Source organism: Novosphingobium sp. BL-S-34 (genome assembly GCF_056857015.1).
The window spans coordinates 2,398,101-2,421,950 of record NZ_CM166472.1 but is presented as its reverse complement, the minus strand read 5'-3'; the positions used below and the strand labels follow the sequence as shown (position 1 = coordinate 2,421,950).

Genomic DNA, 23,850 nt, shown 5'->3' with positions numbered 1-23,850 from the left:
CCTCAAACAAGGAGAGGCCGATGTTTCATCGCAAGCCGATTTTCGACGAAGTGCGCCTTCTGCTCGGGCGCGGATTCACCTCCGGCGAAGTCGCCGCGCTCGATCGCGCCATCGACAATGCACTGGTCCAGGACAGCGAGTCCCTGCCGGCCAGCCACACGATCGGATCTGCCGGTCGAACTCTGATCCAAAACTGGGAAGGCTGCGCCAAACGCCGCGCCGACGGCCTGTTCGAAGCCTATCCCGATCCCGGCAGCCAGGACGGCAGGCCCTGGACGATCGGCTGGGGCTCCACCGGCGCGGACATCGGGCCGGAGACGGTCTGGACTCAGGCCCAGTGCGATGCCCGCTTCGACCGCGAAATCACCCGATACGTCCAGGAGGTCGTTGCCGCCATCGGCGATGCGGCAACTTCGCCGCATCAGTTCGATGCCCTGACGTCCTTTCACTACAACACCGGCGCCATCGCCGATGCCACGCTGACGAAGCTGCACCGCGAGGGCCGCTTTGCCGAAGCGGCGGTGCAGTTCGGGAAATGGATCTACAATGACGGCAAAGTGCTGGAAGGCCTGAAGCGGCGGCGCGCCGAAGAAGCGGCGCTCTATCTGACACCGTGACGGGAAGACGGCCGGCCCCGGCGCCGGCCGTCAATTCGGCTGGCGCATTGTACGAAACCGGCAGCTTACCGTGTGATGGAGGGCACGCCGTCCTTGCGCGCGCCTTCGTTCACGGCGTCGCGGCTGCGGGGATTGGCGACGGCGGCGGCGATCAGGCGATCGTGCTCCACCGGCGCGATACGCTCCCAGCCCGCGCGGCCCAGTTTCTCCATGGGACGGAAGCGGACCTTGTATTGCATCCGCGGCGCGCCCTCGACCCAGTAGCCCAGGTAGACATAGGCCAGCCCCATCTCCGTCGCGCGCTGGATGTGGTCGAGGATGATGTAAGTGCCCAGCCCCTGACGTCCTTCGTGATGCGGATCGTAGAAGCTGTAGATCATCGAAAGACCGTCGCACTGGCGGTCCGTCAGGCAGGCGCCCACCAGTCGGCCGGGTGTGACGCCGTCATCCGAGGGCTCGCGATATTCGATCACGTAGCTGGTGACCGGGGTATGCTCCACCATGTCCGCGAAATCGACTTCATCCATCGCCGTCATGCCGCCTTCCGGATGGCGAACGGCGAGATAGCGCTGAAGCAGATCGAACTGCTCGCTGGTGGACCAGGGGCGGCACACGGTGGCGACAAGGTCTGCATTGCGCTTGACCAAACGCTTCTGCGTGCCGGAGGGCGCGAATTCCTCTGCCACGACACGCACCGAGACGCATGCATTGCAATCCAGGCAGGAGGGGCGATAGGCCACCGTCTGGCTGCGCCGGAACCCGATGCGGCCCAGCGCATCGTTGAGGGAATCGGCGTGCGGCCCCTTGAGTTCGGTAAAGACCTTCCGCTCGCTGCGACCCGGCAGATAGGGGCATGGCGCCGGGCTGGTCACGAAGAACCGGGGAAAACGAACGGGTGCCGTCACGGACGAAACTTATCCTCTAGCCTGCTGGAAGCCCACCGCGACGCCGGCGAAGTTTCCGTGTTAGCCTTGAATATGCATAGGGCTTGCGCCGGTTGAAAGCGTTTTAACCACGAAAGGAGCCCGACCCGTATCGGAATCGGGACCAACTGGGTGGCGATTTCGTCCGGTTGTCCCGGATTGGTTCTTTCTTCCGGATGAAGGTTAGCAGATTTGACGCGCGCCGTTAACGCCTGACCTGCGGCGATTCAGGCGTGTGCCCCCTACTCCTTTCAGCCCTGCACGCAAGGCCGCGCCTTATTCCCTTATAGAGGAACGGGAAGCCCTGCGGTGCAGACCCGAATCGCCCCCCGAATCCGGCCCGAGCGGAAAGGCCGGTCGAAACCGCCCGCCCGCTGCCGGTCCGCATCCCTGCCGATCTGCATTCCTGCCGAGTCGCCCCGGCGGCAGAGTACGGTCTATTCGGTTTCGACCTGCTTCACTTCGTAGCCTTCGCGCCGCAGCGCGGCCACGAGGGCATCGAGTTGGTCCTTGTCGCGCGCCTCGCACTCGATCTCGGTGACCAGGCCTTTGGCCGGCAAGTGCGTGAAGATGCGCTGGTGGAAGACTTCGATGATGTTCACGTTGTGCTCGTGGAACACCTTGGCGACCTTGAACAGCGCGCCGGCGCGGTCCTGCAGGCCGATGCGCAGGCGGGCAAGGCGGCCGGAACGGGCGAGATCGCGCAAGAGCACGTTAGCCAGCAGACGCGTGTCGATATTGCCGCCCGAAAGCACGATGCCGACTTTGCGGCCCGCGAACAGCTCGCGATTCGCCATAACCGCGGCCAGGCCGGTGGCGCCCGCGCCCTCGACAAGGGTCTTTTCGATCTGCAGCAGCAGCGCGAGCGCGCTCTCGATGCCCGATTCGCTGACGAGCAGGAACTCGTCCAGCAAGTCGCGCAGGACCGAGGACGTGAACTGCCCCGGCGAGAATACGGCGATACCCTCTGCCAGCGTATCCCCGCCGATGGGCAGGCTGGTACCCTTCAGCAGGTTGTACATCGAGGGATAGAGCTGCGCTTCCACGCCGACGAGGCGGATGTCCGGGTTGATCGCCCGCGCTGCCGTGCCCATGCCGGTGGCCAGCCCGCCGCCGCCGATCGGCAGGACAAGCGTGTCCAGGTCCGGCACGTCCTCCAGCATCTCCAGCGCCACGGTGCCCTGCCCCGCCGCGACGTGCGGATGGTCGAAGGGGTGGATGAAGGTCAGGCCCAGTTCCGTTTCCAGCTTGCGGGCATGAGCATAGGCCTCGTCGAAGCTTTCGCCTTCCAGCACGACCTTGCCGCCCACGCTCTCCGTCTGCATGACTTTCACGGTCGGCGTCGTGCGCGGCATGACGATGGTGACGGGCACGCCGAGCCGGGTGCCGTGATACGACAGGCCCTGCGCATGGTTGCCGGCCGAAGCGGCGATCACGCCGCGCGACTTGCGCGCCTCATCGAGGAGGAGAAGGGCATTGAGAGCGCCGCGTTCCTTGTAGGCGGCAGTGAACTGGAGGTTTTCGAACTTGAGCCAGATCTCGGCGCCCGTGATCGCGCTGAGCGTCGTGGAATAGAGCGTCGGCGTGCGGACGATCTTGCCCATAATGCGCTCCGCGGCCGCACGAATGTCTTCGGCAGTCAGCGTGGCCACTTCGGGCTCCGCAGCGATCTTGAGCAATGGCTGTTCCATGGTGGCCGCGGGTAAAGGAAAGCGTGCCGAATGGAAAGCCGCGCGATAGGAAAAATTCTCGCTTTCGATGGACGCTGTAATATTGTTGTCCAAAATCCCTTTGCCGCCGAAGCCTTCCCTCGCCGCGCTGCCCGAAGACTGCGCCGGAACGAACAGATTTCCCTGCCGCTTGCGGTTTGCTTTCGTGCAAAAAGCGCTAGAACGCTTGCCATGAGCGAAAAACGCAAGGTTTCCTTCATCGGCCTGGGTGTCATGGGCGGCGCAATCGCGCGGCATATCGCCCTGGCCGGTCACGAACTCACCATCTTCAACCGCTCTCCCGAGCGGGCACACAAGTGGTCGCAGGACAACCCCGGCCTTGCCCACCGCATCGCCGCCAACCCGGCCCACGCCGCGCAGGATGCCGATGTGGTCATTACCTGCGTCGGCAATGACGACGATCTTTCCGAAGTCGTGCTCGGTCCCAACGGCGTGTTCCGCATGCTGAAGAAGGGCGGCGTCTTCATCGACCACACCACTGTTTCCGCACGTATCGCCCGCCAGATTTCGGTCGAGGCGCGGGACCTTCGCATCCACTGCGTCGATGCGCCGATGACGGGATCGCAGATCGGTGCCGAGAAAGGCACGCTCACCCTGATGTGCGGCGGCCGCGATGAGGCGATAGAGGCGGCTCATCCGGTGATGGAGGCCTATTCCACCCGCATCGTCCATGTCGGCAAGGCCGGCTCCGGCCAGATCGCCAAGATGGCCAACCAGATCTGCATCGCCGGCAATGTTGCCGCGCTGGCGGAAGCGGTGCGCTTCGCCCAGGCCTCGCACCTCGACATGGACAAGGTCTACGAGGCCATCTCGGGCGGCGCTGCCCAGTCCTGGCAGATGGACAACCGCTGGCAGACGATGAACGAGGACAAGTTCGACTTCGGCTTCGCGATCGACTGGATGCGCAAGGATCTGGGCCTCAGCCTGGATGAAGGGCGCGGCCTTGGCGTCTCGCTGCCCGTGGCCGCGCTGATCGACCAGTTCTTCGCGGACATCCAGGCGCAAGGCGGCGGCCGCCTCGACACCAGCGCCATCATCAAGCGCCTCCCCAAGAAGGGTATCAAGTGAATTCCAAAACCGGCGCAGCCCTGGCGCTGCTGCTTGCTTCCACCGCCATCGCGGCAAGTCCCGCGCTGGCGCCCGCCGCTCTGGCCGATGTGCTGGTCGACAATGTCGAGGGCGTGACGGGTGACGGCAAGGGCGGCGTCGAACGCTTCGAAGGCTTCCTGATCGACCGGGACGGCCGGATCGCCGAAGTCTATCGCCATGGCGACAAGCGCCCGAAGAAGGTCGACTACCAGGTGGACGGCAAGGGCCGCCACGTCGTGCCCGGCATGATCGACGCCCATGGGCATGTCATGGCCACCGGCTTTGCGAAGATGACGCTGGACCTGACGATGGCCAAGTCGCTTGACGAGGCCCTCGCGCGCATCACCGCCTGGGCCGCCGCCCATCCCGACGCGCCCTGGATCCTGGGCAGCGGCTGGAACCAGGCGCAGTGGGGGCTCGACCGCATGCCCACCGCCGCCGAACTGGACCGGGCGACGGGCGGCAAGCCCGCCTGGCTGGTCCGCGTCGACGGCCATGCCGGCTGGGCGAATTCGGCCGCCATCTCCGCCGCCGGGGTCACTGCCGCCACCGCCGTGCCGCAAGGCGGCGAGATTCTGCGCCTGAGCGGCGGCAAGCAGCCCGCTGGCGTCTTCGTGGACGGCGCCATGGCGCTGATCGAATCGAAGATGCCCAGGCCCCGTCCGGAAGATCGCGACACCGCGCTCGGCGAAGCGCAGCTCGCGCTGCTGGCGCAAGGCGTCACCGCCATTGCCGACATGGGCACCTCGATCGACGACTGGCAGGCCATGCGCCGCGCCGCCGACGCCAGCCGCCTGCGTATCCGCATCGTCACGTATGCCGACGGCGTGGACAACATGGCGCTGATCGGTGGCCCTCGCCCTACGCCGTGGCTCTATGACGATCATCTCAAGATGAACGGCGTGAAGCTCTATCTCGACGGCGCGCTGGGATCGCGCGGCGCCTGGCTCAAGGCGCCTTACGCCGATGCGCCGGAGAGCAAGGGCCTGCCGCGCATGAACGAGACGCAGCTGGGCAACCTGATGAGCCGCGCGGCGATGGATAATTTCCAGGTCGCCGTCCACGCTATCGGCGATCAGGCCAATGCCACCGTGCTTGCCTCGATCGAGGACCTTTCGGCCACTTACAAGGGCGATCGGCGCTGGCGCGTCGAGCATGCCCAGATCGTGGATCCGGCAGACATCCCCCGCTTCGGCAAGTTCGGCACGATCGCCTCGATGCAGCCGCAGCACGAAGCATCGGACCGCACTATGGCCGAAGCGCGGCTGGGCCCGGCGCGTCTGGCCGGCGCCTATGCCTGGAAGTCGATCGCGGCCACCGGCGCGACGCTCGCCTTCGGGTCGGACACTCCCGTCGAACCGTCCCAGCCTTTCGTCGGCCTTGCGGTCGCCATCTCCCGCCAGGGTGCGGACGGCCAGCCGTTCAACGGATGGCAGCCGCAGGAGGCCGTGAGCCGCGAACTCGCGCTCAATGCCTACACCACGGGCGCCGCCTATGCGATGTTCGCGGAAGACCGTCTCGGGCGGATCGCCAAGGGCTACCGTGCGGACTTCCTCTTCGTGGATGCCGATCCCATGCTGGCAACGCCGGAGCAACTGCGCGCCACCAAGGTCATGGAGACCTGGATCGGCGGCCAGATGGCGTGGTCCGCGGCAAAGGACCGGGTGATTCCGGCCAAGGACACACCCGGCCGCTGAGAACTCGGCCGCTGGAGGTTTGAGAGCTGGAGGTTCGGAGGGCGAGATCGGCGCGAGCCGGCTCGTCCCTTGGCACGCCCAAGCCCACCTTACCGTCCGACAACGCGCGCGGCGCGGAACGACGCCCGATCAGCCGCGAAGCCGGAGCGGCATCCCAGATGTCAGGGCGCCCGAAGCACCCGCCCGCTCAGACCGCGGGCGTGCTGCCTTCGACCGGGGCAGGAACATCGTCCTCTGCAGCCTTGTCACGCGCGTCGCGCTTCTCGGTGAACCACATGAACACCAGCGTTCCTTCGTAGAGCGCCAGAAGCGGCACGGCGAGAAGGAGCTGCGAAACGACGTCGGGCGGGGTGGCGACGGCAGCGATGATGAAGATGCCGACGATGGCATAGCGACGCGCGCCGACGCACTGCGCGCGGGTGATGATGCCGGCGCGGTTGAGCAGCATCAGCAGCACCGGCAGCAGGAAGCTGATGCCGAAAGCCAGGATGAACTGCATGACCAGCGCGAGATAGTCACCGGTGCCAGGCAGCGCTTCCAGCTTGAGCCCGCCCTTCTGCCCCTCGAAACCGAGGAAGAAGTGAAACGCCGTAGGCATGACGACGTAGTAGGCCAGGGCCGCGCCCATGGTGAAGAGGATCGGCGTTGCCACCAGGAACGGCAGGAACGCCTTCTTTTCCTTGGCGTAGAGGCCCGGCGCCACGAAAGCCCAGATCTGGTTGGCGATCACCGGGAAGCTGACGAAGAACGCCGCGAACAGCGCGATCTTCACTTCCACGAAGAAGGCTTCATAGAGCTTGGTATAGATCAACCGGCCCTGGCCGGGCGGGAAAGCCTCAGTCAGCGGGCGGACCAGAAACGAAAAGATGTCGCCCGAAAAGTAGAAGCAGATGCCAAATGCCACCGCAAAGGCCAGGAAGGCCCGAAGCAGGCGGGCGCGCAGCTCGACTAGGTGTTCGAGCAGCGGGGCCTGCGAATCGTCGATATCGGATATGCGGAATGGCTGCATGGCGCGCTTCTATCAGGGGGGCGGCGGGGGGAGGTGGAATTCGGCCTGCCCGCCGGGAGCGGCTGCCTCGGGCTTGCCCGCGTTCTCCGGCTTGCCGGGACTTTGGGCCGTGGCATTGCCGGTCGCCTGCCCCGTTTCAGCGCCCGCCTCTCCGCCCGCGACCGGCGCGTCTTCGGCCAGCTGCGGGATAGAGGGAGACGTGCCGGTGGGGGCCTGCATCTGGTTCATGTCCGGCAGAACGGGATTGGCCTTCATGATGGCCTCGTTCTGCTCCCGCCATTTGCGCTCCATCTCCTCCAACTCGGCTTCGCGCACCATGGCGTCGATGCCCGAGCGGAAGTGACCGGAGATCTTGCGCATCTTGCCGATCCATCGCCCAGCCGTGCGCATCGCCATCGGCATGTCCTTGGGACCGATGACGACGACCGCCACGATGACGATCATCAACAGTTCGGAAGCACCTACGTCGAACATAGCGCGCGCGGGTCCGTCAGCGCTTAGGACTGCTCGGTCTTGTTCTCGGCCTTGGCCGGAGTGACCGAGGGGGCTACCGGGGCATCGCCCTGCTGGGCGGTGATCTGCGGGGCGGGCGCGGGAGTGGACTTGTTCTCCTCCTCGTTCATGCCCTGCTTGAAGCTCTTGATGCCCTTGCCGAAGTCACCCATGATTTCCGACACGCGGCCGCGTCCGAACAGCACGAGCACGATCACCAGGACGATCATCCAGTGCCAGATCGAGAAGCTACCCATAACCTCAACTCCAAAAACCGTGCGATCGATTCCGACCGCATAGAGCCCATCTAGGCACTTTCCCGCCAAGTTGCCAGCCTGTCATTATTCTGACCGGCGCCGGTAGCCTAACCGTCATCTTCTCCAAAAAGGTCGCGGTCGTCGAGGTCTTCCGCCGTGTCCTCGGCCGTTTCCTCGTCTTCGCCGGGAACCTTGCCGGGGCGCAGGCCGGTCTGGATCATGTCGTCATCCACAGGATCGAGCAGGCCGGCCGCGCGAAGTTCTTCCAGTCCCGGCAATTCCTTCAGGGAGCCGAGCCCGAAATGCGCCAGGAAATCGGGCGTGGTGGCGTATATCACCGGGCGCCCGGGTACCTCGCGGCGGCCCGCGACACGCACCCAGCCTGCCTCCATCAGCACGTCGAGCGTACCCTTGGCGGTCTGCACCCCGCGGATCGCCTCGATCTCGGCGCGGCTGACCGGCTCGTGATACGCAACGATCGCCAGGACTTCGGTGGCCGCGCGCGAGAGCCGGCGCAAGTCCTCCTTCTCGCGGCGCAGCAGATGCGCAAGGTCGGGCGCCGTCTCGAAGTGCCAGCGCTTGCCGCGCTCCACCAGCAGCACCCCGCGCGCGCAATAATGCCGCTCCAGCTCGGCAAGCGCCGGGCGCACGTCGGCCTGTCCGAGGTGGTTCGAGATCTGCTCGACCGTCATCGGCTGCTCGGCAGCGAAAAGCGTCGCCTCCACGGCGCGGACGAGGTCGTCGGTCGGTTCGGTCATCATTTGCATGCCTTGAGGCGAAGCGGCCCGAAAGTCTGCTCCTGCGCGATCTCGGCCCGGCCGGTGCGCGCCAGTTCCAGCGCGGCGACGAAGCTGGATGCCAGGGCGGAGCGGCGCAATTGCGGATTGGCCCAGGTGTCGCTGGCGGGCGGCAGGAAATCGCGCAAGTCCATCCAGTCCAGCGAGACGCCGAGCATCGAGGAGACGCGGGCGATGGCGCTGTCGAGCGTCATGACCATGCGTTCGCGGACCATGTGGACCACCGGCTGGCTGCGGACTTTCACGTCCCCATAAGCGCGCACGAGATCGTACCACGAGCACTGCCAGGCCGACTTGCGCTCGACCCGCAGGCCCTCTGGCGCGCCGCGCAGGAACACGTCGCGGCCCAGCCGGTTTCGGCCCATCAGCCGCGCCGCTGCCTCACGCATGGCACCAAGGCGCTGCAGGCGCAGTTGCAGGCGCAAGGCCAGTTCTTCGGGGCTGGGGTCGGCCTGCTCGTCCTTCGGCAGTAGCAACGCGGACTTCAGGTAGGCGAGCCAGGCCGCCATCACCAGGTAGTCCGCCGCGAGTTCGAGACGCAGCGCCTCGGCCTGCTCGATATAATCGAGGTAGGCCGCGACCAGCTCCAGGATGGAAATCCGCCGAAGGTCCACCTTCTGCCGCCGCGCGAGGTCCAGCAGGAGGTCGAGCGGGCCTTCCCAGCCGTCGATTTCCAGATAGAGCGCTTCCTTGCGGGCCTCGGCCCGGTCCTCGCCGTCCCAGCCGGCATCGGCGCCGGGCAGGCCGAAAGGAAGCTCGGCAGGCGCGTTCATCGTCAGGCCGCCAGCGCCAGCAGGGCGTCGCGCCGGGCGATCAGCTCGGCATGGGTGCCGGTTGCGGCGATGCCCTCCACCGACGCCAGTGCCTGCGCCAGCTTTTCCGCGGTCTCGGGCGGCATGGACGGCAACCGCGCGGCGATGCCGGTCATGTCGTCCATCTTCGCCCAGCAGTTGAGCGCCAGGTCGCAGCCCGCCGCGATCGCCTGCGCCGCAAGTTCAGGCACGCTGCCCGAGAGCGCCTGCATGTCGAGGTCGTCGCTCATCAGCAGCCCCGTGAAACCGATGCGCTCGCGGATGATCTCGCGGATCACGAAGGGCGAGAGCGTGGCTGGATTCTCCGCGTCCCAGGCGGTGTAGCGGACATGGGCGGTCATGCCGAAAGGGGCATCGCGAAGCGTTCGGAACGGCTCGATGTCACGCTCCAGTTCCTCTTCGCCAACCTCCACCGTGGGCAGTTCCTTGTGACTGTCCGCCATGGCACGGCCGTGGCCGGGGATATGCTTGACGCAGCCGACGATGCCGGCGCGCGCCAGCCCCTGCAGCGTCGCGCGGCCCAGCGCGGCCACACGCATCGGGTCCGCGCCGAAGGAACGGTCGCCGACGATGTCGTGCGCGCCGGGGTGGCGCACGTCGAGCGGGGGATGGCAGTCGGCGGTCAGGCCCACTTCGGCAAGGTCGAGGCCCAGAGCCTCGGCATTGTCGCGCGCCGCCTCGATGGCGCTGGCGGGCGCGAGATCATAAAGCCTGTCGAACGCCTCGCCCGGCGGATAGGCGCTCCAGACGGGCGGCTTCATCCGCGCGACACGGCCGCCTTCTTGATCGATGGTGATGTAGAGCCGGTCGCGGCCGTGGATGGCGCGCAGATCCTCGGTGAGTGCCCGCACCTGTTCGCGGTCCTGCACATTGCGGCCGAACAGGATGTAGCCGGCAGGGTCGGCATCGCGAAAGAACGCGCGCTCGTCGGCGCTGAGAGTCAGCCCGGAAAGGCCGAAGATGGCGGGTGTCATAATCGCGCTTGGTCGCAGAATTCCGCGGCTTTCGCAAGGAAGCCCCGGTTTGCAGATGTGGAAAGCAAGGGCGCGGGCGGCGCGGTCACGTCATGCGGAAAGAACGAAACTTCGGCGCGGTCCGAAGGGCCTGCCGAAGTTTCGATTCGTCCCTGATGCCAGTCCGAGAAATACCCGGGCCGGCATCTCCTGACCGCGCCGGTCCGTTACTGCTTTACCTGGCAGCTCAATCCGGCGGAACGCATCCCGCTGCAGAGCGCGCGCGCCGCAGCAAGGTCTCCGGGGACGGCCTGGAGGCGATAGACCTTGCCGATATCGGCCTGCCCCTCGACGATGCGGTGGTTCACCCCGGAAAGTCCCGGATACTGGACCTTGAGCGCGTTCCAGCCTGCCTCGGCGGTCGGCTTCGAGGTATAGGCGCCCACTTGCACGCCGACGCCGCTGACGACCGGTTCCGGTTTGCCCGGGGCACTGGCGGCAGAAGCGGCACTGGCGGGCGCGCTGGGCCCGGCAGCGGGCTTGCCGGAAGGCGCAGGCGGGGCGGCCGGAACGGCGGACTGGCCGCCGAAGCCCGGACCCGGCGCTTCGCCCCGTCCGATCTGCGGCAGGCGGCTCTGCCCTTCGGCAACCGCATAGCTGGTGTCTCCGGTGCCCGCCACGACGTCTCCGCCCGGATTTTCCGGCCGCGTCTTGTAAGGCTCCTTCGGGGCCTCGATCACGCCGCCGCTGGCGACAAGCGGCTGTTCCGACTTCTGGCGCGTGGCCCACCAGATTCCGCCGACGATGACCAGTATGGCGATGACGGCCAGGACGACGAGCAGCAAGGTCTGCCCCGGGGCACCGCCCTGCTGGTCCTCGAACTCCTCGTCCTCGCCTTCCAGCCAGGGCAGGCGCACGTCGTCGTCGCCGAGTTCCAGCTTGCCGGATTCGGCCTCAGGCTGGCCCGAATTCGAATGAGCGGCATCCTCGAAAGCCGGGGCTCCGGCGGAACGGCCCGCGTTCAGGTCGTCATGGAAGGTCCCCCGACGGCTTTCGCCGCCCTGGTCGACACCCCGATCGCCTTCGTCCCGATTGCCTTCGTCCCGATTCTGGCCCCAGTTCGCCATGACTTACATTTCCTCCACCGCCTCGACGCCCAGGAGCGCGAGGCCATTGCGGACAAGCTGCCCGATCTGCGCAGCAAGGAACAGCCGTGCGCCGGTCAGGTTACCGTCGGCAGCGTTAACAAAGCGCTTTTCGACGCGGTCATTGCCGAGATTCCAGTAGCCGTGGAAGGCCGCGGCAACGTCGCCAAGGAAGAAGGCGATGCGGTGCGGCTCGCGCGCGGCTGCAGCGGCCTCGACGATGCGGGGGAACTGCGCGGCCAGCTTGACCAGTTCCAGTTCTTCCGCGCCCAGCAGTTCGAGGTTTTCGCCCGAGGGCTTGAACCCGCCTTCGGCCTCGCCCTTGCGCAGCGTCGAGTGGACGCGGGCATTGGCGTATTGCACGTAGAACACCGGGTTGTCCTTGGAGGCTTCCACCACTTTGGCGAAGTCGAAGTCCATCTGCGCTTCCGGCTTGCGGGTGAGCATGGTGAAGCGCACCACGTCCTTGCCCACTTCGGTGACGACTTCGGCCAGCGTGACGAAGTTGCCCGAACGCTTGGACATCTTCACCGGCTCGCCATCGCGCAGCAGCTGGACCATCTGCACCAGCTTGATCTCGAACGGCGTCGGCTCTCCATCGGCGCCGGTCATGGCGGCGACGGCCGCCTTGATACGCTTGACGGTGCCCGCGTGGTCGGCGCCCCAGATGTCGACCAACGCGTCGGCGGTCTGGGCCTTCTGGAAATGGTAGGCAAGGTCAGCGCCGAAGTAGGTCCAGGTGCCGTCCGACTTCTTGATCGGGCGATCCTGATCGTCGCCGAACTGGGTCGAGCGGAACAGCGGCAGCTCCACGGCTTCCCAGTCCTCCAGCGTCTTGCCCTTGGGCGCTTCGAGCACGCCGTCGTAGACGAGGCCCTTGGCGCGCAGCCACGCTTCCGCCTCGTCCGGCTTGCCCGAAGCCTGAAGCTCGGCTTCCGAGGAGAACAGGTCGTGATGGATGCCCAGCAGCGCGAGGTCCTGCTTGATCATCACCAGCATCGCGGCAACGGCCTTTTCCCGGAACAGCGTCAGCCATTCCGATTCGGGCGCCTCGGCAAACTTGTCGCCGAATTCGGCGGCGAGCTGCTGGCCCACGGGAATGAGGTATTCGCCCGGATAGAGGCCCTCGGGAATGGCGCCCACGTCATGGCCCAGCGCCTCGCGGTAGCGGACATGGGCCGAGCGGGCGAGCACCTGCACCTGGGCGCCGGCATCGTTGACGTAATATTCCTTGATGACCTTGTGGCCGGCATATTCGAGCAGCGTCGCCAGTGCATCGCCCACCACTGCGCCGCGGCAGTGGCCCATGTGCATCGGGCCGGTGGGGTTGGCGGAGACATATTCAATATTGACGGTGGTGCCGCCGCCCATGGCCGAACGGCCGTAGTCCGCGCCGAGCGCGGCGATCGCGCGCAGCTCGGCGATCCAGGTGGCGTCCGACAGGCGCAAGTTGATGAAGCCGGGGCCGGCGATTTCCGCCGAAGTGACCGCGTCGAGCTTCGACAGCTCCGCCACCAGCGCATCGGCCAGGTCGCGCGGCTTCATGCCGGCGGGCTTGGACAGGACCATCGCGGCATTGGTCGAAAGGTCGCCATGCGAGGTGTCGCGCGGCGGCTCGACCGTGATCGCGCTTCGCTTCAGACCGCCGGGCAGCGTACCGGCCGCTTCGAGCGCATCGAGCGCGGCGTTGAGGTGGCCCGCAAAGGCGGCGTAAAGGGTCTGGTGATCGCTGTTTGTAATGGTCATGGCGCGCGCGAATACCCCAAGTGCAGCGAAAGGGGAACAGGCTGCGAGGCCTTGGTGCCGGCCGGCGATGCCAGCCTCGCGCGGAGCACCCCGAACGCAGCCGCTTCAAAATCGCCCGAAACGCGTGTATCGGCCCGCGCATGCCATCAACCCAGAATCCCAGGACCTACCGGGTCAAGAGCTTCGGCTGTCAGATGAACGTCTACGACGGCGAGCGCATGGCCGAATTGCTCACGGACCAGGGCATCGCGGCCGCGCCGGAAGGTGAAGAGGCCGACCTGATCGTGTTCAACACCTGCCATATCCGTGAAAAGGCGGCGGAAAAGGTCTATTCCGACATCGGCCGCCTGCGCCGCGAGGATGGCTCATCGCCCCTCATCGCGGTGGCCGGCTGCGTGGCCCAGGCCGAGGGCGACGAGATCATGCGGCGCTCTCCCGCGGTGAAGATGGTGGTCGGCCCGCAAGCCTATCACCGCCTGCCCGACATGATCCGCGAGGCCACCGCCGGCCGCCGCGTGACCGATACCGACATGCCGGCCGAAACCAAGTTCGACGCCCTGCCCGCCCGGAATCAGGGTGGCCGCAGGCGGTCCGGCCCGACGGCATTCCTCACCGTTCAGGAAGGCTGCGACAAGTTCTGCACGTATTGCGTCGTGCCCTATACGCGCGGCGCCGAGGTCTCCCGCCCCCACGCCGCCTTGATGGACGAGGCGCGCCGCCTGATCGACGCCGGTGCGCGCGAGATCATGCTGCTCGGCCAGAACGTGAACGCCTGGTACGGCGAGGATGCACGCGGACGGCGCATCGGCCTCGACGGGCTGATTCGCGAGCTGGCGGACATTCCCGAACTTGCCCGCATCCGCTACACCACCAGCCACCCCAACGACATGACCGAGGCGCTGATCGCCGCCCATGGCGATGTCGAGAAGTTGATGCCGTTCCTCCACTTGCCGGTGCAGGCCGGCAGCGACCGGGTGCTGAGAGCGATGAATCGCAGCCACACGGCCGAAAGCTATCTCAAGGTCCTCGACCGCGTGCGCACCGTCCGGCCCGACATCGCACTTTCGGGCGACTTCATCGTCGGTTTCCCCGGCGAGACCGACGCCGATTTCGAGGATACGCTCAGGCTGGTCGATGCGGTCGGCTATGCGCAGTGCTTCAGCTTCAAGTATTCGCCCCGTGCCGGCACGCCCGCCGCGACGATGGAAGACCAGATTCCCGCCGAAGTGATGACCGAGCGTATCGTCCGCCTCCAGGCCGCGCTCGGCCGCGACCAGACCGCCTTCAACGTGGCCTCGGTCGGCAAGACCTGCCAAGTGCTGGTCGAACGCAAGGGCAAGCTGCCCGGGCAGTGGCTCGGCAAGTCGCCCTGGCTGCAATCGGTCTATTTCGACGGCGATGTCGCCGTGGGCGACATGGTCACGGTGGAACTGACCGAAGGCGGCTACAATGCCGTTTCCGCCAGGCTGCTGAGCCCGGTCGCCGCGTGAGCGAAAGGCAAGCGCTGGTCCTCGTTCCCGGACTTTCCTGCGACCGTCACGTCTGGCAGGCGCAGATCGCGGGGCTTTCGGACATTGCCGACATCTCCATCGGCGATACCCTGAAGGACGATTCGATTCCCCTCATGGCCAGCCGCGTGCTCGATGCCGCGCCGGAGCGGTTCGCGATCGCGGGATTCTCGATGGGCGGCTACGTCGCCATGGAAATCTGGCGCCGCGCCCCGGAGCGGGTGACGCGGCTCGCCCTGGTGGACACCAATGCGCGGGCCGATAACCCTGCCCAGGCGGAACTGCGCCGCGCGGCTATCCGCACCGCCCAGGCGCGCGGCTTCGAACATGTCCTGCGCGGATCGCTGCGCCAACTCGTCGCGCCGGACTGCCCCGAGGCGCTGTTCGAGGAAGTCGTGCAGATGGCCCTGCGCGTCGGTTTCGGGACGTACATGGACCAGCAGGCCGCGATCATCGACCGCGCCGATTCGCTGGCGACGCTCGGCACGATCACCGTCCCGGCCATGGTCATGGTCGGCGCGGCCGACGCCCTCACCCCGCCCCACCTTGCTGAGGAAATGGCGCAGGCCATGGCCTCAGCCGATCTTGGGTCTGATTCGGGCGCGGCCTACGAGGTCATCGCCGATGCCGGGCACATGGCGCCGATGGAGCAGCCCGACGCGGTCAATGCCGCCTTCCGCCGATGGCTGACACGCTGATCCCGGCGCGTTTCAGCGCCATGAGGCGGCTCTAGTCGAGCGGTTTGAGCGCGTCTTCCGCGATGAGCGGCTTGCTGATCGCCGCCGCGCCCGCGCTCACTTCCACGCTGGCATTGGTGGGATAGCCCCTGCCGCTGAAGCGCAGGCGAGAGACGCCTTCCGCCATGCCGCCGCCCGACACGGTGACGGCCAGATCGCGCCAGCCGTGCGACTTGCTGTCCAGCACGCCCACCGGAAGCTGCACCACGCTTGTCTCGCTCACTTGGACCAGATCGCCATCCTGCCGCTTCAGCACCGCGAGGTTGCACCCGCCGGTGCCGCAGAACATCGGGCCGCCCAGATAGACCAGCACTTCAGGCGTGCCGTCACCGTCAAGGTCGGTCTCCGCCGTGGCATATTGCAGCTTGCCGAGATCGCTGGTGAGCGCGTCGCGGTGATTCGCGCGAATCCAGTCCTCGGCACGCATGGGCGCGGTCTCGGTCGCCTCCTCGCTCGCTTCGGCGCCGGCCGAGGCGGTGGCTTCGGGCTGGGCCGCGTCCTTCTTGCAGCCTGCGAGCGAAAGTCCCAGCGCGAACAGGGGGGCGAGCGCCAGGATCCTGGCGGCGGAGGTCGTCCTTGTCATGACCGAAGGCTAGCCGCTCGACCGCCGCCCCGGCAAGATCGGTCTGCCGCACGGGAAGCACGAGAAAGGGCCCCCGGTTCGCACCGAGGGCCCTCGCGACCCGCCTGGGACTCGTCCGGCGCCCTTCCCGGCGCCGGCGGCGGTTTTATTAGAAGAAGAAGCTGTTGTGGACGGTGACGACGCGGCCCGAACGCATGTTCACCATGGCCACGTCATTGCCGTAGCGAACCCAGCGGTGGCCGGCGCGCGGCGCAGGCAGGCGATAGCGGCCATAGTCGTTTACCCAGTAGCGGCTGCCGTAATAGGCCGGCTGGAAGCGGTAGCCCACGGCGACCGGGCGATAGCGATAGCCGCGCGGACCGGCATAGGCAGGGCGGCGGAATTCGCCGCGGTGGGCCTGGCGATAGTCGCGCCAGTCTTCGCGCAGTTCGCGGCGGTCGTGGTTGAGCTGGCGCTGCGAACGGTCGGCGGCGCGGTAGTCGCCGCGGCGGACGTTGCGATCGACCTCGCGCTGGCTCTGGCGAACGTCGCGGGCGCTCTCGCGCACTTCCCGGGCACTCTGCGCGGAAGCCATGGTGGGCACGGCGACGGTCGGAACGATGACGCTGGCGGCAAGGGCGGCCATAATGATCTTGCGCATGTTTTCTTCTCCTTGACCCGAAACGATTATCCGTTCGATCTGGTCTGTGAGTTCATGTTTGAACCCCTCAAGCTGAACGAACTTGAAATGCAGGTTGCAGTGAAATTTCAGGAGTGTCGCAAGGTTGCGACAAAATTCGGGAAGCGCGCCGAAACGCCATGTTATCCCCGGTGAAGCGAGCAATTTTTCGATAGATGCGGCTTGCGGGACGCGATGCGCAGAGCCATCTTCGGGATGGAACGAAGGCATCCTCACCTGAAAGGAGCACATGGCCCGCAAAGCAGCACGCGCCGGTGAAACGGCGCAGTTCAGGCCCGAAGCGCACCGCCGGGCACGTGTCGAAGTCGAGTTCGACGAACAGACTTTGCTGGGGGCCCTGTTCGGCCAGTTCGATTCAAATCTCGTGCAAGTGGAGAACCGGCTCGGGGTCTACATTGCCGCGCGCGGCAACAAGATCCAGATCGAAGGGCCGGAAGACGCCGTTGCCCGCGCCCGCGACACGCTCAAAGGCATGTACCACCGGCTAGAGCAGGGCCAGGCGCTTGACGCCGGCGCGGTGGAATCGCTGATCGCGATGTCGGCCGAACCGACGCTGGAAGGCATCATCTCGGGCGATACCGGCGCGCCGCCGATCATGATTCGCACCCGCCGCAAGACGATCGTGCCGCGCTCGGCGATGCAGATCGAATATATGCGCGCGCTCGCCCGCTCCGACGTGATCTTCGCGCTCGGCCCGGCAGGCACGGGCAAGACCTACCTCGCGGTGGCCCAGGCGGTTTCGCAGCTGATGACCGGTTCGGTCCAGCGCCTGATCCTTTCGCGCCCCGCCGTGGAAGCGGGCGAGAAGCTGGGCTTCCTGCCCGGCGACATGAAGGACAAGGTCGATCCCTACCTGCGTCCGCTCTACGACGCGCTCTATGACTGCATGCCGCCCGAACAGGTGGAGCGCCGCCTCGCCTCGGGAGAGATCGAGATCGCGCCGATCGCCTTCATGCGCGGCCGCACGCTGGCCGACGCCTTCGTCATCCTCGACGAAGCGCAGAACACCACGCGCGAGCAGATGAAGATGTTCCTCACCCGCTTCGGCCAGAACAGCCGCATGGTCGTCTGCGGCGACCCCCGGCAGGTCGACATCCCGGGCGGCGACCGCATGAGCGGCCTGGCCGATGCGGTGAACCGGCTGGAAGGTGTGGACGGCATCGATGTCACGCGCTTCACCGTGCAGGACGTCGTGCGCCACCCGATCGTCGGTCGCATCGTCGAGGCTTACGAAGGCCCTTACGTCGATCCTTCGGCACCGAAGACGGAACAACCGGCGGCCGAGCAGCTCCGGGCGGAGTGACTTTCCCCCTGGGAATGCCAAGGTCTGGCGCAGGAAGAGCTTGAGCATCGAGGGCGGCGGTTCGCCGTCCTCGATTTTCCGCCGGTTCCTGTCCGAGCAGGCCACCTCGCACCTTCTCCTCACGCTATCGCTCGACCTCTTCACGCTATCGCTCGACCGCGCGCGCGACTGCGCGTAAAGCCCCCGCATGGATCTCGAAATCGATATCGAAGCCCCCTGGCCCGCCGAGGCGGACTGGGCCGATCTGGCCGAAGCGGCGCTCGAAGCGCTGGTGCAGGTCGCACCGGAACTCGACAATCCCCGCCTCCTGGCCAGCCTGCTGTTCACCACGGACGATGAAGTGCACGTCCTCAACCGCGAATGGCGGGCCAAGGACAAGCCCACCAACGTCCTGTCCTTCCCGATGCTGGAACGCGCCGACCTGCTCGCCCTCGCGCCGGACGGACCGCCGGAAATGCTGGGCGATCTTGCCCTCGCCTTCGAGACCTGCGCCCGCGAGGCCGCGGAAAAGGGCGTGCCGGTGGAGCACCACGCCAGCCACCTCATCGTCCACGGCCTGCTCCACCTGGCCGGCCTCGACCACGAGATTTCGGACGCCGATGCCGAGGCAATGGAGGCCCTTGAAACAAAGGCTCTTGCCCTCATCGGCATTGCCGACCCATATGGCGACAGATCTTAAGCTGTAGGGGTAATTTAAAACGATGGCCGACAATGGCCGCCACACCGAGTCCGGCTCGGGAGATGGGGACAGTACCGGCACGCTCTGGCGTGTTTTCCGGCGACTTTTCCAGAACGACGGCGATCAGTCGCTTCGCGCGCAGATCGAAGGCGTCATCAACGAACATGAAGGCGATGCCGAAGACGAGGCCCGCGCCCGCGGAGACCTTTCCTCGATCGAGCGGCAGATGCTGCGCAACCTTCTCCATTTCAGCGAGCACGATGCCGACGATATCGCCGTGCCGCGCAGCGAGATCGTGGCGATTCCGGCCTCTGCAAGCTGGGCCGAAGTGGTCGAGGCTTTCGCCGAGCACGGCCACAGCCGCATGCCCGTCTACGGAGACTCGCTCGACGCGATCAAGGGCATGATCCATATCAAGGACGTGTTCCCCATCCTCGCGCGCGGCGAACAGCCGCCGGAGGACTGGTCCACCCTGCTGCGCCAGCCGCTCTACGTGCCCCAGGCGCGCGGCGCGCTGGACGTGCTGGCCGACATGCGCGCCCAGCGCACCCATCTGGCCGTGGTGATCGACGAATATAGCGGCACCGATGGCATCATCACCATCGAGGACCTCGTCGAGGAAATCGTGGGCAACATCGAGGACGAGCACGACGACGCCCCCGAAGAGTTGCTAATTTCGCAAGAGAACGGTATCTGGGACGCAGACGCCCGTGTCGAGCTTGACGATGTGGCGGAACGGATCGACCCGCGCCTCGCCGAAGTCGAGGAAGCGGTGGATACCCTGGGCGGCCTCGCCTTCGTACTGGCCGGCCAGGTCCCGGCCGTCGGCACCGTGCTGGAGCATGACAGCGGCTGGCGCATCGAAGTTACCGATGGCGACGAGCGCCGCGTCACGCGGCTTCGCCTTCATCCGCCGGCCACGGAAGCGGTCGCAGAGCCCGATTGAACCTCGCTGCCGCCATTTCCAGGCGGCATCGATACTCCGAGTGAAAAGACGAGACATTGCCAGTACGCCGACTACCCCCCCTGCGCGCGCTTGAAGCCTTCGTTCGCGTCGTCCGCCTCGGTTCGGCCAAGGCGGCCGCCAACGAACTGGCGCTCAGCCCCTCGGCGCTGTCGCGCCGGGTCGCCGCGCTGGAAGACTTCACCGGCAAGCGCCTCTTCACCCGCCAGCACCAGTCGATGAAGCTGACCGACGAGGGCCAGGCCTTCTACAACGTGGTCGGCCCCAAGCTGGAAGAACTGGCCGAAGCGGTGGAATCGCAGATCGACCGCGGCCAGGTGCTGCGCCTGCACCTCGGCGTGCCTTCGCTGTTCGGCGGCCAGCGCCTGTTCCCGCGCCTGCCGGAACTGCGCAAGCTGCACCCGCGCCTGCACATTGACATCGACACCGGCGCGCACCTGGAAGACCGGGTGGGCGACACGCTGGACGCGGCGATCATTCTCTCGCCCGAACCGGACCCGGCCTATTATCGTATCCAGCTTGACCACAACAAGGTCTACGCCATCACCTCCAAGGAAATGGCGCAGGAGATCGGCACCGTCCCCGACGAAGCCATCCTGTCCAAGCAGACTTTCCTGATCCATCAGGACCTGCCGCAGAGCCTGGACGCGTGGAAGTCCGCCATCGGCCTTGAAAAGCTGGAACCGGCCTCGGTCGACCGTTTCGATTCCGGCCAGCTCGTGCTCGAAGCCGCGGCTCAGGGCCTCGGCATCGCGATCATGCACGACGACCACTTCCGCCGCAGCCACGACAACCGCCTGGCCCGGCTCTTCGACATCGACGTCGAAAGCCCCTATCGCTACTGGTTCGTCTGCAAGCCCAAGGCCCTGGAATCTCGCCCCGTGCGCATCTTCCACGAGTGGCTGCTGCAAGCCGGACTGTAAGGCCCTGCAAACGCCGTCCCCGGTAAAGACGGGGCCGGCGTTTTTGCGACATGACGGGCGATTTCATTCCCCTGCGCGGCAGTTCACGGGTATGATCCCCGGGACTTTTTCGACCGTCCGGGGGCTCCGTCATGCGTTTCACTGTGTTCACCGCCGTTGCTGCGGCTTCCATCGCTTCGGCCGCGCCGAGCTTCGCCGCCGAGCCCGCACAGGCGGCGCCGGCTGCGACAGCGGCGGCGGCGGCAGCGCCCATCACCGACCCCGCGCGCATCGCCGCGGCGCGCGTCACGGTGGATCACGTATTTCCCCTTGGGACTTACGCGCGCCTGATGAACGGCACCCTCGACAAGATGATGGATTCCATCATGGATTCCACGATGAAGCTGCCGCTCAAGCAGCTTGCCGGGCTCAGCGGCGTCAACACCGAGGAACTGGGCGAGGCCTCGATGGCAGAAATCATGCAGATCTACGACCCGGCCTTCAAGCAGCGCATGCAGATCTCCACGCGCACGATGATGAACGAGATGATCCCGCTGATGACTCAGGTCGAGCCCGACATTCGCGACGGGCTGACGCAGGCCTATGCCGGCAGGTATACAACCACCCAGCTGGGCGAACTGAATGCCTTCTTCGCGACGCCTACCGGCAAGGCCTACGCGGCCGATTCCTATCTCGTCATGATGTCGCCGGAAGTCATGGCGAAGATGCAGGGCTTCGTCCCCAAGCTGATGGAGCAGATGCCCGCCATCGTGGAAAAGGTGAAGACCGCCAGCGCGAGCCTTCCCGAGCCGCGCGCCTATGGGGATCTTTCGAAGGACGAGAAGGCTCGCCTCGCCAAGCTGCTCGGCGTTTCCGAGGCCCAGCTCGAAAAGGACGAGAAGGCCAAGGCACATTGAGCTGATCGACCGGGGCTGGAAGCGCCGGGAACTTGCGCCGCGATGGGTACAGCTTCGTCTGGCCCAGCACGCAACGAAAAAGGGCGGCCCCTCGCGGAGCCGCCCTTTTCTCTATCGGCAGACCGAAGGAAGGATCAGCCTTCCGAGATGGTCGCCTTGACGATCTTGCCCGGTTCGCGCGGCGGCTCGCCCTTGGGCAGCGCGTCGACGAGTTCCATGCCTTCGACCACCTGGCCCCAGACGGTGTACTGCTTGTCGAGGAAGCGTGCATCGTCGAAGCAGATGAAGAACTGGCTGTTGGCCGAGTGCGGATAGCTGGTGCGCGCCATCGAGCAGACGCCGCGGACATGCGGCTCGGCGTTGAATTCGGCCTGGAGGTCGGGCTTGTCCGAACCGCCCATGCCGGTGCCGTTGGGGCAACCGCCCTGCGCCATGAAGCCGGGGATCACGCGGTGGAACTTGATGCCGTCGTAGAAGCCTTCGCCGGTCAGTTCCTTGATACGCTCGACGTGACCGGGGGCCAGGTCGGAACGCAGCTTGATCTTCACGTCGCCGCCTTCACCATTGCCGGTGTCGAGCGTGAGCGTCAGGTATTCGTCAGCCATTGCAGTCTCCTTCTGCCGGCGCAGGTCCGCGCCGGTGGGGCATCGGCGCCCGATATAGGCACTGGCGCGGCAATGTCACGAGGGGAGCGCTCGTTCGTGCCTCCGTCCCGGTCATCCCCTGCCCGTCACGCTCCTCTCGCCGCCGCGGGGCCGTTTCGGGATCCATTCGGTGCATCGTCCCGTGGCTCTGCAGCCACCGGCCGAGGAAACTTCCCGAATGCCGCCGCCCCCCTGTTGCAATCGCGAAATAGCTGCGTAGACCGGCCCGGATGAGCGAAACGGACCTTCAGGACGAGCGCATGGAAAACGCGGAAGACACCGCGCGTCTCGATATGCCCGAATCCGAATCCCTCGACGACGACAACCGCCTGAAGGCCGAATTCGTCCGCAGCGTGAAGGATGCGCTGGACGAGGAAGACTTCGAGCGCGTCTACGACCTGGTGGAGCCGCTCCACCCCGCCGACATCGCCGACTTGTTCGAACTCATGAACGAGAACGAGCGCCTCGGCCTGGCCCGCGCCATCCGCGACCTGATGGGCGTGGAAGTCATCGCCGAGATGAACGACTGGGTGCGCGAGGCGCTGATGGAGGCGCTGCCCGCCGAAGTCGTCGCCGAGATCGCCGAGCAGCTCGACACCGACGATGCCGTCGCCATGCTGGAAGACCTCGACGAGGAAGACCAGCAGGCCGTCCTCGCCGAGATGGAGCCGGAAGACCGCGCGGCCATCGAATCGGCGCTGTCCTACCCCGAGGAATCCGCCGGCCGCCTGATGAGCCGCGATTTCGTGGCCGTCCACGAATCGATGACCGTCGGCGACCTGATCGATTTCCTGCGCGAACATCGCGAGCTGCCGACCGAGTTCTGGGAAGTGTTCATCGTCGATCCGATGCACCGCCCGATCGGCACCTGCGCGCTCTCGTGGATCCTGCGCACGCCGCGCAACATCCCGCTCTACGACGTCATGGCGCGCGACCAGACGCTGATCCCGGTCGACATGGACCAGGAGGAAGTCGCGCTGCGCTTCCAGAAGTACGCGCTGATTTCGGCGGCCGTGGTCGACGATGCCGGCCGGCTGATCGGCCAGGTCACTGTCGACGACATCGTCCACATCATTCAGGAAGAAGCGGGCGAAGATACCCTGCTGCTGTCCGGCGCGGGTGACGGCGACATCAACGAGCCGATTCGCGACGCCTATTCGGCCCGCGTGCGCTGGCTGATCGCCAACCTGCTCACCGCCACGCTCGCTTCCTCGGTCATCGCCCTGTTCGAAGGCACGATCGCGAAGATGGTGGCGCTGGCCACGCTGATGCCGATCGTCGCCGGGCTTGGCGGCAATGCCGGCACGCAGACCCTGGCCGTGACCGTCCGCGCGCTTGCCACCAACCAGCTTACCGCCTCCAACGCCTGGCGCGCGGTACGCCGCGAAATGTCCATCGCGCTGCTCAACGGCTGCACGATCGCGGTGATCATCGGCATCGTCGTCAGCCTGATCTTCGGGAATGTCACGCTGGGCCTGGTCATAGCCCTGGCGATGATGACCAATATCCTGATCGCGGGCATGGCGGGCGTATTCGTGCCGCTGACGCTGGAACGGCTCAAGGCGGACCCGGCCATCGCCTCGTCCATTTTCGTGACGATGACCACGGATTCGATGGGCTTCCTCGTCTTCCTCGGCCTTGCCACGGTATCCGGTCTGGTGCGCTAG

25 protein-coding genes are annotated in these 23,850 nt (G+C 66.2%); 12 read left to right on the top strand and 13 right to left on the bottom strand.

Annotated features, from left to right (window positions below; all coding sequences use genetic code 11):
• Positions 1-20 precede the first annotated feature (20 nt).
• Positions 21-617 (top strand): lysozyme, encoded by a 597-nt coding sequence (locus AC1VV3_RS11550; protein WP_482961812.1) that lies wholly within the window; start codon positions 21-23, stop codon positions 615-617.
• A 65-nt stretch (positions 618-682) separates the two neighbouring features.
• Here AC1VV3_RS11550 and AC1VV3_RS11545 read toward each other — a convergent pair whose 3' ends face one another.
• A complete protein-coding gene (locus AC1VV3_RS11545; RefSeq protein WP_132268164.1) occupies positions 683-1,522 on the bottom strand; it encodes an arginyltransferase in 840 nt (279 codons plus the stop codon).
• Between the two features lie 455 nt (positions 1,523-1,977).
• Positions 1,978-3,231 (bottom strand): threonine ammonia-lyase, encoded by a 1,254-nt coding sequence (locus AC1VV3_RS11540; protein ID WP_132268162.1) that lies wholly within the window; start codon positions 3,229-3,231, stop codon positions 1,978-1,980.
• 210 nt (positions 3,232-3,441) lie between these two features.
• Between AC1VV3_RS11540 and AC1VV3_RS11535 the strand changes: the two genes are divergently transcribed.
• Both AC1VV3_RS11535 and AC1VV3_RS11530 read left to right on the top strand, forming a co-directional pair.
• Positions 3,442-4,338: an NAD(P)-dependent oxidoreductase gene (locus AC1VV3_RS11535; protein ID WP_132268160.1), complete on the top strand. Its 897-nt coding sequence runs from the start codon at positions 3,442-3,444 to the stop codon at positions 4,336-4,338.
• Positions 4,339-4,364: 26 nt separating this feature from the next.
• Positions 4,365-6,056: an amidohydrolase gene (locus AC1VV3_RS11530; protein ID WP_442046516.1), complete on the top strand. Its 1,692-nt coding sequence runs from the start codon at positions 4,365-4,367 to the stop codon at positions 6,054-6,056.
• A gap of 187 nt (positions 6,057-6,243) precedes the next feature.
• Here the strand turns inward: AC1VV3_RS11530 and tatC are convergent, their stop codons facing one another.
• The 8 genes from tatC to argS all read right to left on the bottom strand — a co-directional run bounded on the left by tatC (position 6,244) and on the right by argS (position 13,267).
• On the bottom strand, positions 6,244-7,065 hold the full coding sequence (tatC, locus tag AC1VV3_RS11525; protein WP_132268158.1) for a twin-arginine translocase subunit TatC: 822 nt from the start codon (positions 7,063-7,065) through the stop codon (positions 6,244-6,246).
• Positions 7,066-7,077: 12 nt separating this feature from the next.
• Entirely contained in the window at positions 7,078-7,539 is a 462-nt protein-coding gene (gene tatB, locus AC1VV3_RS11520; RefSeq protein ID WP_314468212.1) for a Sec-independent protein translocase protein TatB, read from the bottom strand.
• A gap of 23 nt (positions 7,540-7,562) precedes the next feature.
• Complete coding sequence (locus AC1VV3_RS11515; protein WP_132268154.1) at positions 7,563-7,814, bottom strand: twin-arginine translocase TatA/TatE family subunit; 252 nt, start codon at positions 7,812-7,814, stop codon at positions 7,563-7,565.
• A gap of 107 nt (positions 7,815-7,921) precedes the next feature.
• The gene (gene scpB, locus AC1VV3_RS11510; protein ID WP_482961811.1) at positions 7,922-8,572 is read right to left on the bottom strand and encodes an SMC-Scp complex subunit ScpB; all 651 of its coding nucleotides are present in this window, start codon (positions 8,570-8,572) and stop codon (positions 7,922-7,924) included.
• Entirely contained in the window at positions 8,572-9,384 is an 813-nt protein-coding gene (locus AC1VV3_RS11505; protein WP_132268151.1) for a segregation and condensation protein A, read from the bottom strand. The genes scpB and AC1VV3_RS11505 overlap by 1 nt, the downstream gene beginning before the upstream one ends.
• 2 nt (positions 9,385-9,386) lie before the next feature.
• Positions 9,387-10,397: a beta-N-acetylhexosaminidase gene (gene nagZ, locus AC1VV3_RS11500; protein ID WP_482961810.1), complete on the bottom strand. Its 1,011-nt coding sequence runs from the start codon at positions 10,395-10,397 to the stop codon at positions 9,387-9,389.
• 206 nt (positions 10,398-10,603) lie between these two features.
• Entirely contained in the window at positions 10,604-11,503 is a 900-nt protein-coding gene (locus tag AC1VV3_RS11495) for an SPOR domain-containing protein (RefSeq protein ID WP_482961809.1), read from the bottom strand.
• A gap of 3 nt (positions 11,504-11,506) precedes the next feature.
• On the bottom strand, positions 11,507-13,267 hold the full coding sequence (argS, locus tag AC1VV3_RS11490; RefSeq protein ID WP_465127879.1) for an arginine--tRNA ligase: 1,761 nt from the start codon (positions 13,265-13,267) through the stop codon (positions 11,507-11,509).
• 140 nt (positions 13,268-13,407) lie between these two features.
• Between argS and miaB the strand changes: the two genes are divergently transcribed.
• Together miaB and AC1VV3_RS11480 are read left to right on the top strand one after the other, a co-directional pair.
• Positions 13,408-14,757 (top strand): tRNA (N6-isopentenyl adenosine(37)-C2)-methylthiotransferase MiaB, encoded by a 1,350-nt coding sequence (miaB, locus tag AC1VV3_RS11485; protein WP_482961808.1) that lies wholly within the window; start codon positions 13,408-13,410, stop codon positions 14,755-14,757.
• Positions 14,754-15,473, top strand: a complete 720-nt coding sequence (locus tag AC1VV3_RS11480) for an alpha/beta fold hydrolase (protein ID WP_482961807.1) — start codon at positions 14,754-14,756, stop codon at positions 15,471-15,473. Before miaB ends, AC1VV3_RS11480 begins: the two co-directional genes overlap by 4 nt.
• Before the next feature lie 31 nt (positions 15,474-15,504).
• On the opposite strand, the gene AC1VV3_RS11475 is transcribed toward AC1VV3_RS11480, so the two are convergent.
• Positions 15,505-16,095 (bottom strand): hypothetical protein, encoded by a 591-nt coding sequence (locus tag AC1VV3_RS11475; RefSeq protein WP_482961806.1) that lies wholly within the window; start codon positions 16,093-16,095, stop codon positions 15,505-15,507.
• Between the two features lie 148 nt (positions 16,096-16,243).
• Positions 16,244-16,735 carry an RcnB family protein gene (locus tag AC1VV3_RS11470; protein WP_134093849.1) on the bottom strand — a complete coding sequence of 164 codons (492 nt, stop codon included), beginning with the start codon at positions 16,733-16,735 and terminating at the stop codon, positions 16,244-16,246.
• 268 nt (positions 16,736-17,003) lie between these two features.
• Here AC1VV3_RS11470 and AC1VV3_RS11465 point away from each other — a divergent pair, with 268 nt between their 5' ends.
• From AC1VV3_RS11465 to AC1VV3_RS11440, 6 genes are all read left to right on the top strand, one after another.
• Positions 17,004-18,077, top strand: coding sequence for a PhoH family protein (locus AC1VV3_RS11465; protein WP_243654359.1), 1,074 nt, complete (start codon positions 17,004-17,006; stop codon positions 18,075-18,077).
• A gap of 40 nt (positions 18,078-18,117) precedes the next feature.
• The gene (locus tag AC1VV3_RS11460) at positions 18,118-18,255 is read left to right on the top strand and encodes a hypothetical protein (protein ID WP_482961805.1); all 138 of its coding nucleotides are present in this window, start codon (positions 18,118-18,120) and stop codon (positions 18,253-18,255) included.
• A 9-nt stretch (positions 18,256-18,264) separates the two neighbouring features.
• Complete coding sequence (ybeY, locus tag AC1VV3_RS11455) at positions 18,265-18,756, top strand: rRNA maturation RNase YbeY (protein WP_482961804.1); 492 nt, start codon at positions 18,265-18,267, stop codon at positions 18,754-18,756.
• 22 nt (positions 18,757-18,778) lie between these two features.
• Positions 18,779-19,702 (top strand): hemolysin family protein, encoded by a 924-nt coding sequence (locus tag AC1VV3_RS11450; RefSeq protein WP_132268135.1) that lies wholly within the window; start codon positions 18,779-18,781, stop codon positions 19,700-19,702.
• A gap of 56 nt (positions 19,703-19,758) precedes the next feature.
• Complete coding sequence (locus AC1VV3_RS11445) at positions 19,759-20,643, top strand: LysR substrate-binding domain-containing protein (protein ID WP_132268133.1); 885 nt, start codon at positions 19,759-19,761, stop codon at positions 20,641-20,643.
• A 131-nt stretch (positions 20,644-20,774) separates the two neighbouring features.
• Positions 20,775-21,539 (top strand): DUF2059 domain-containing protein, encoded by a 765-nt coding sequence (locus tag AC1VV3_RS11440; RefSeq protein WP_482961803.1) that lies wholly within the window; start codon positions 20,775-20,777, stop codon positions 21,537-21,539.
• A gap of 134 nt (positions 21,540-21,673) precedes the next feature.
• On the opposite strand, the gene AC1VV3_RS11435 is transcribed toward AC1VV3_RS11440, so the two are convergent.
• Entirely contained in the window at positions 21,674-22,144 is a 471-nt protein-coding gene (locus AC1VV3_RS11435) for a peptidylprolyl isomerase (protein WP_132268130.1), read from the bottom strand.
• A 269-nt stretch (positions 22,145-22,413) separates the two neighbouring features.
• Here AC1VV3_RS11435 and mgtE point away from each other — a divergent pair, with 269 nt between their 5' ends.
• Positions 22,414-23,850 carry a magnesium transporter gene (gene mgtE, locus AC1VV3_RS11430; RefSeq protein ID WP_132268128.1) on the top strand — a complete coding sequence of 479 codons (1,437 nt, stop codon included), beginning with the start codon at positions 22,414-22,416 and terminating at the stop codon, positions 23,848-23,850.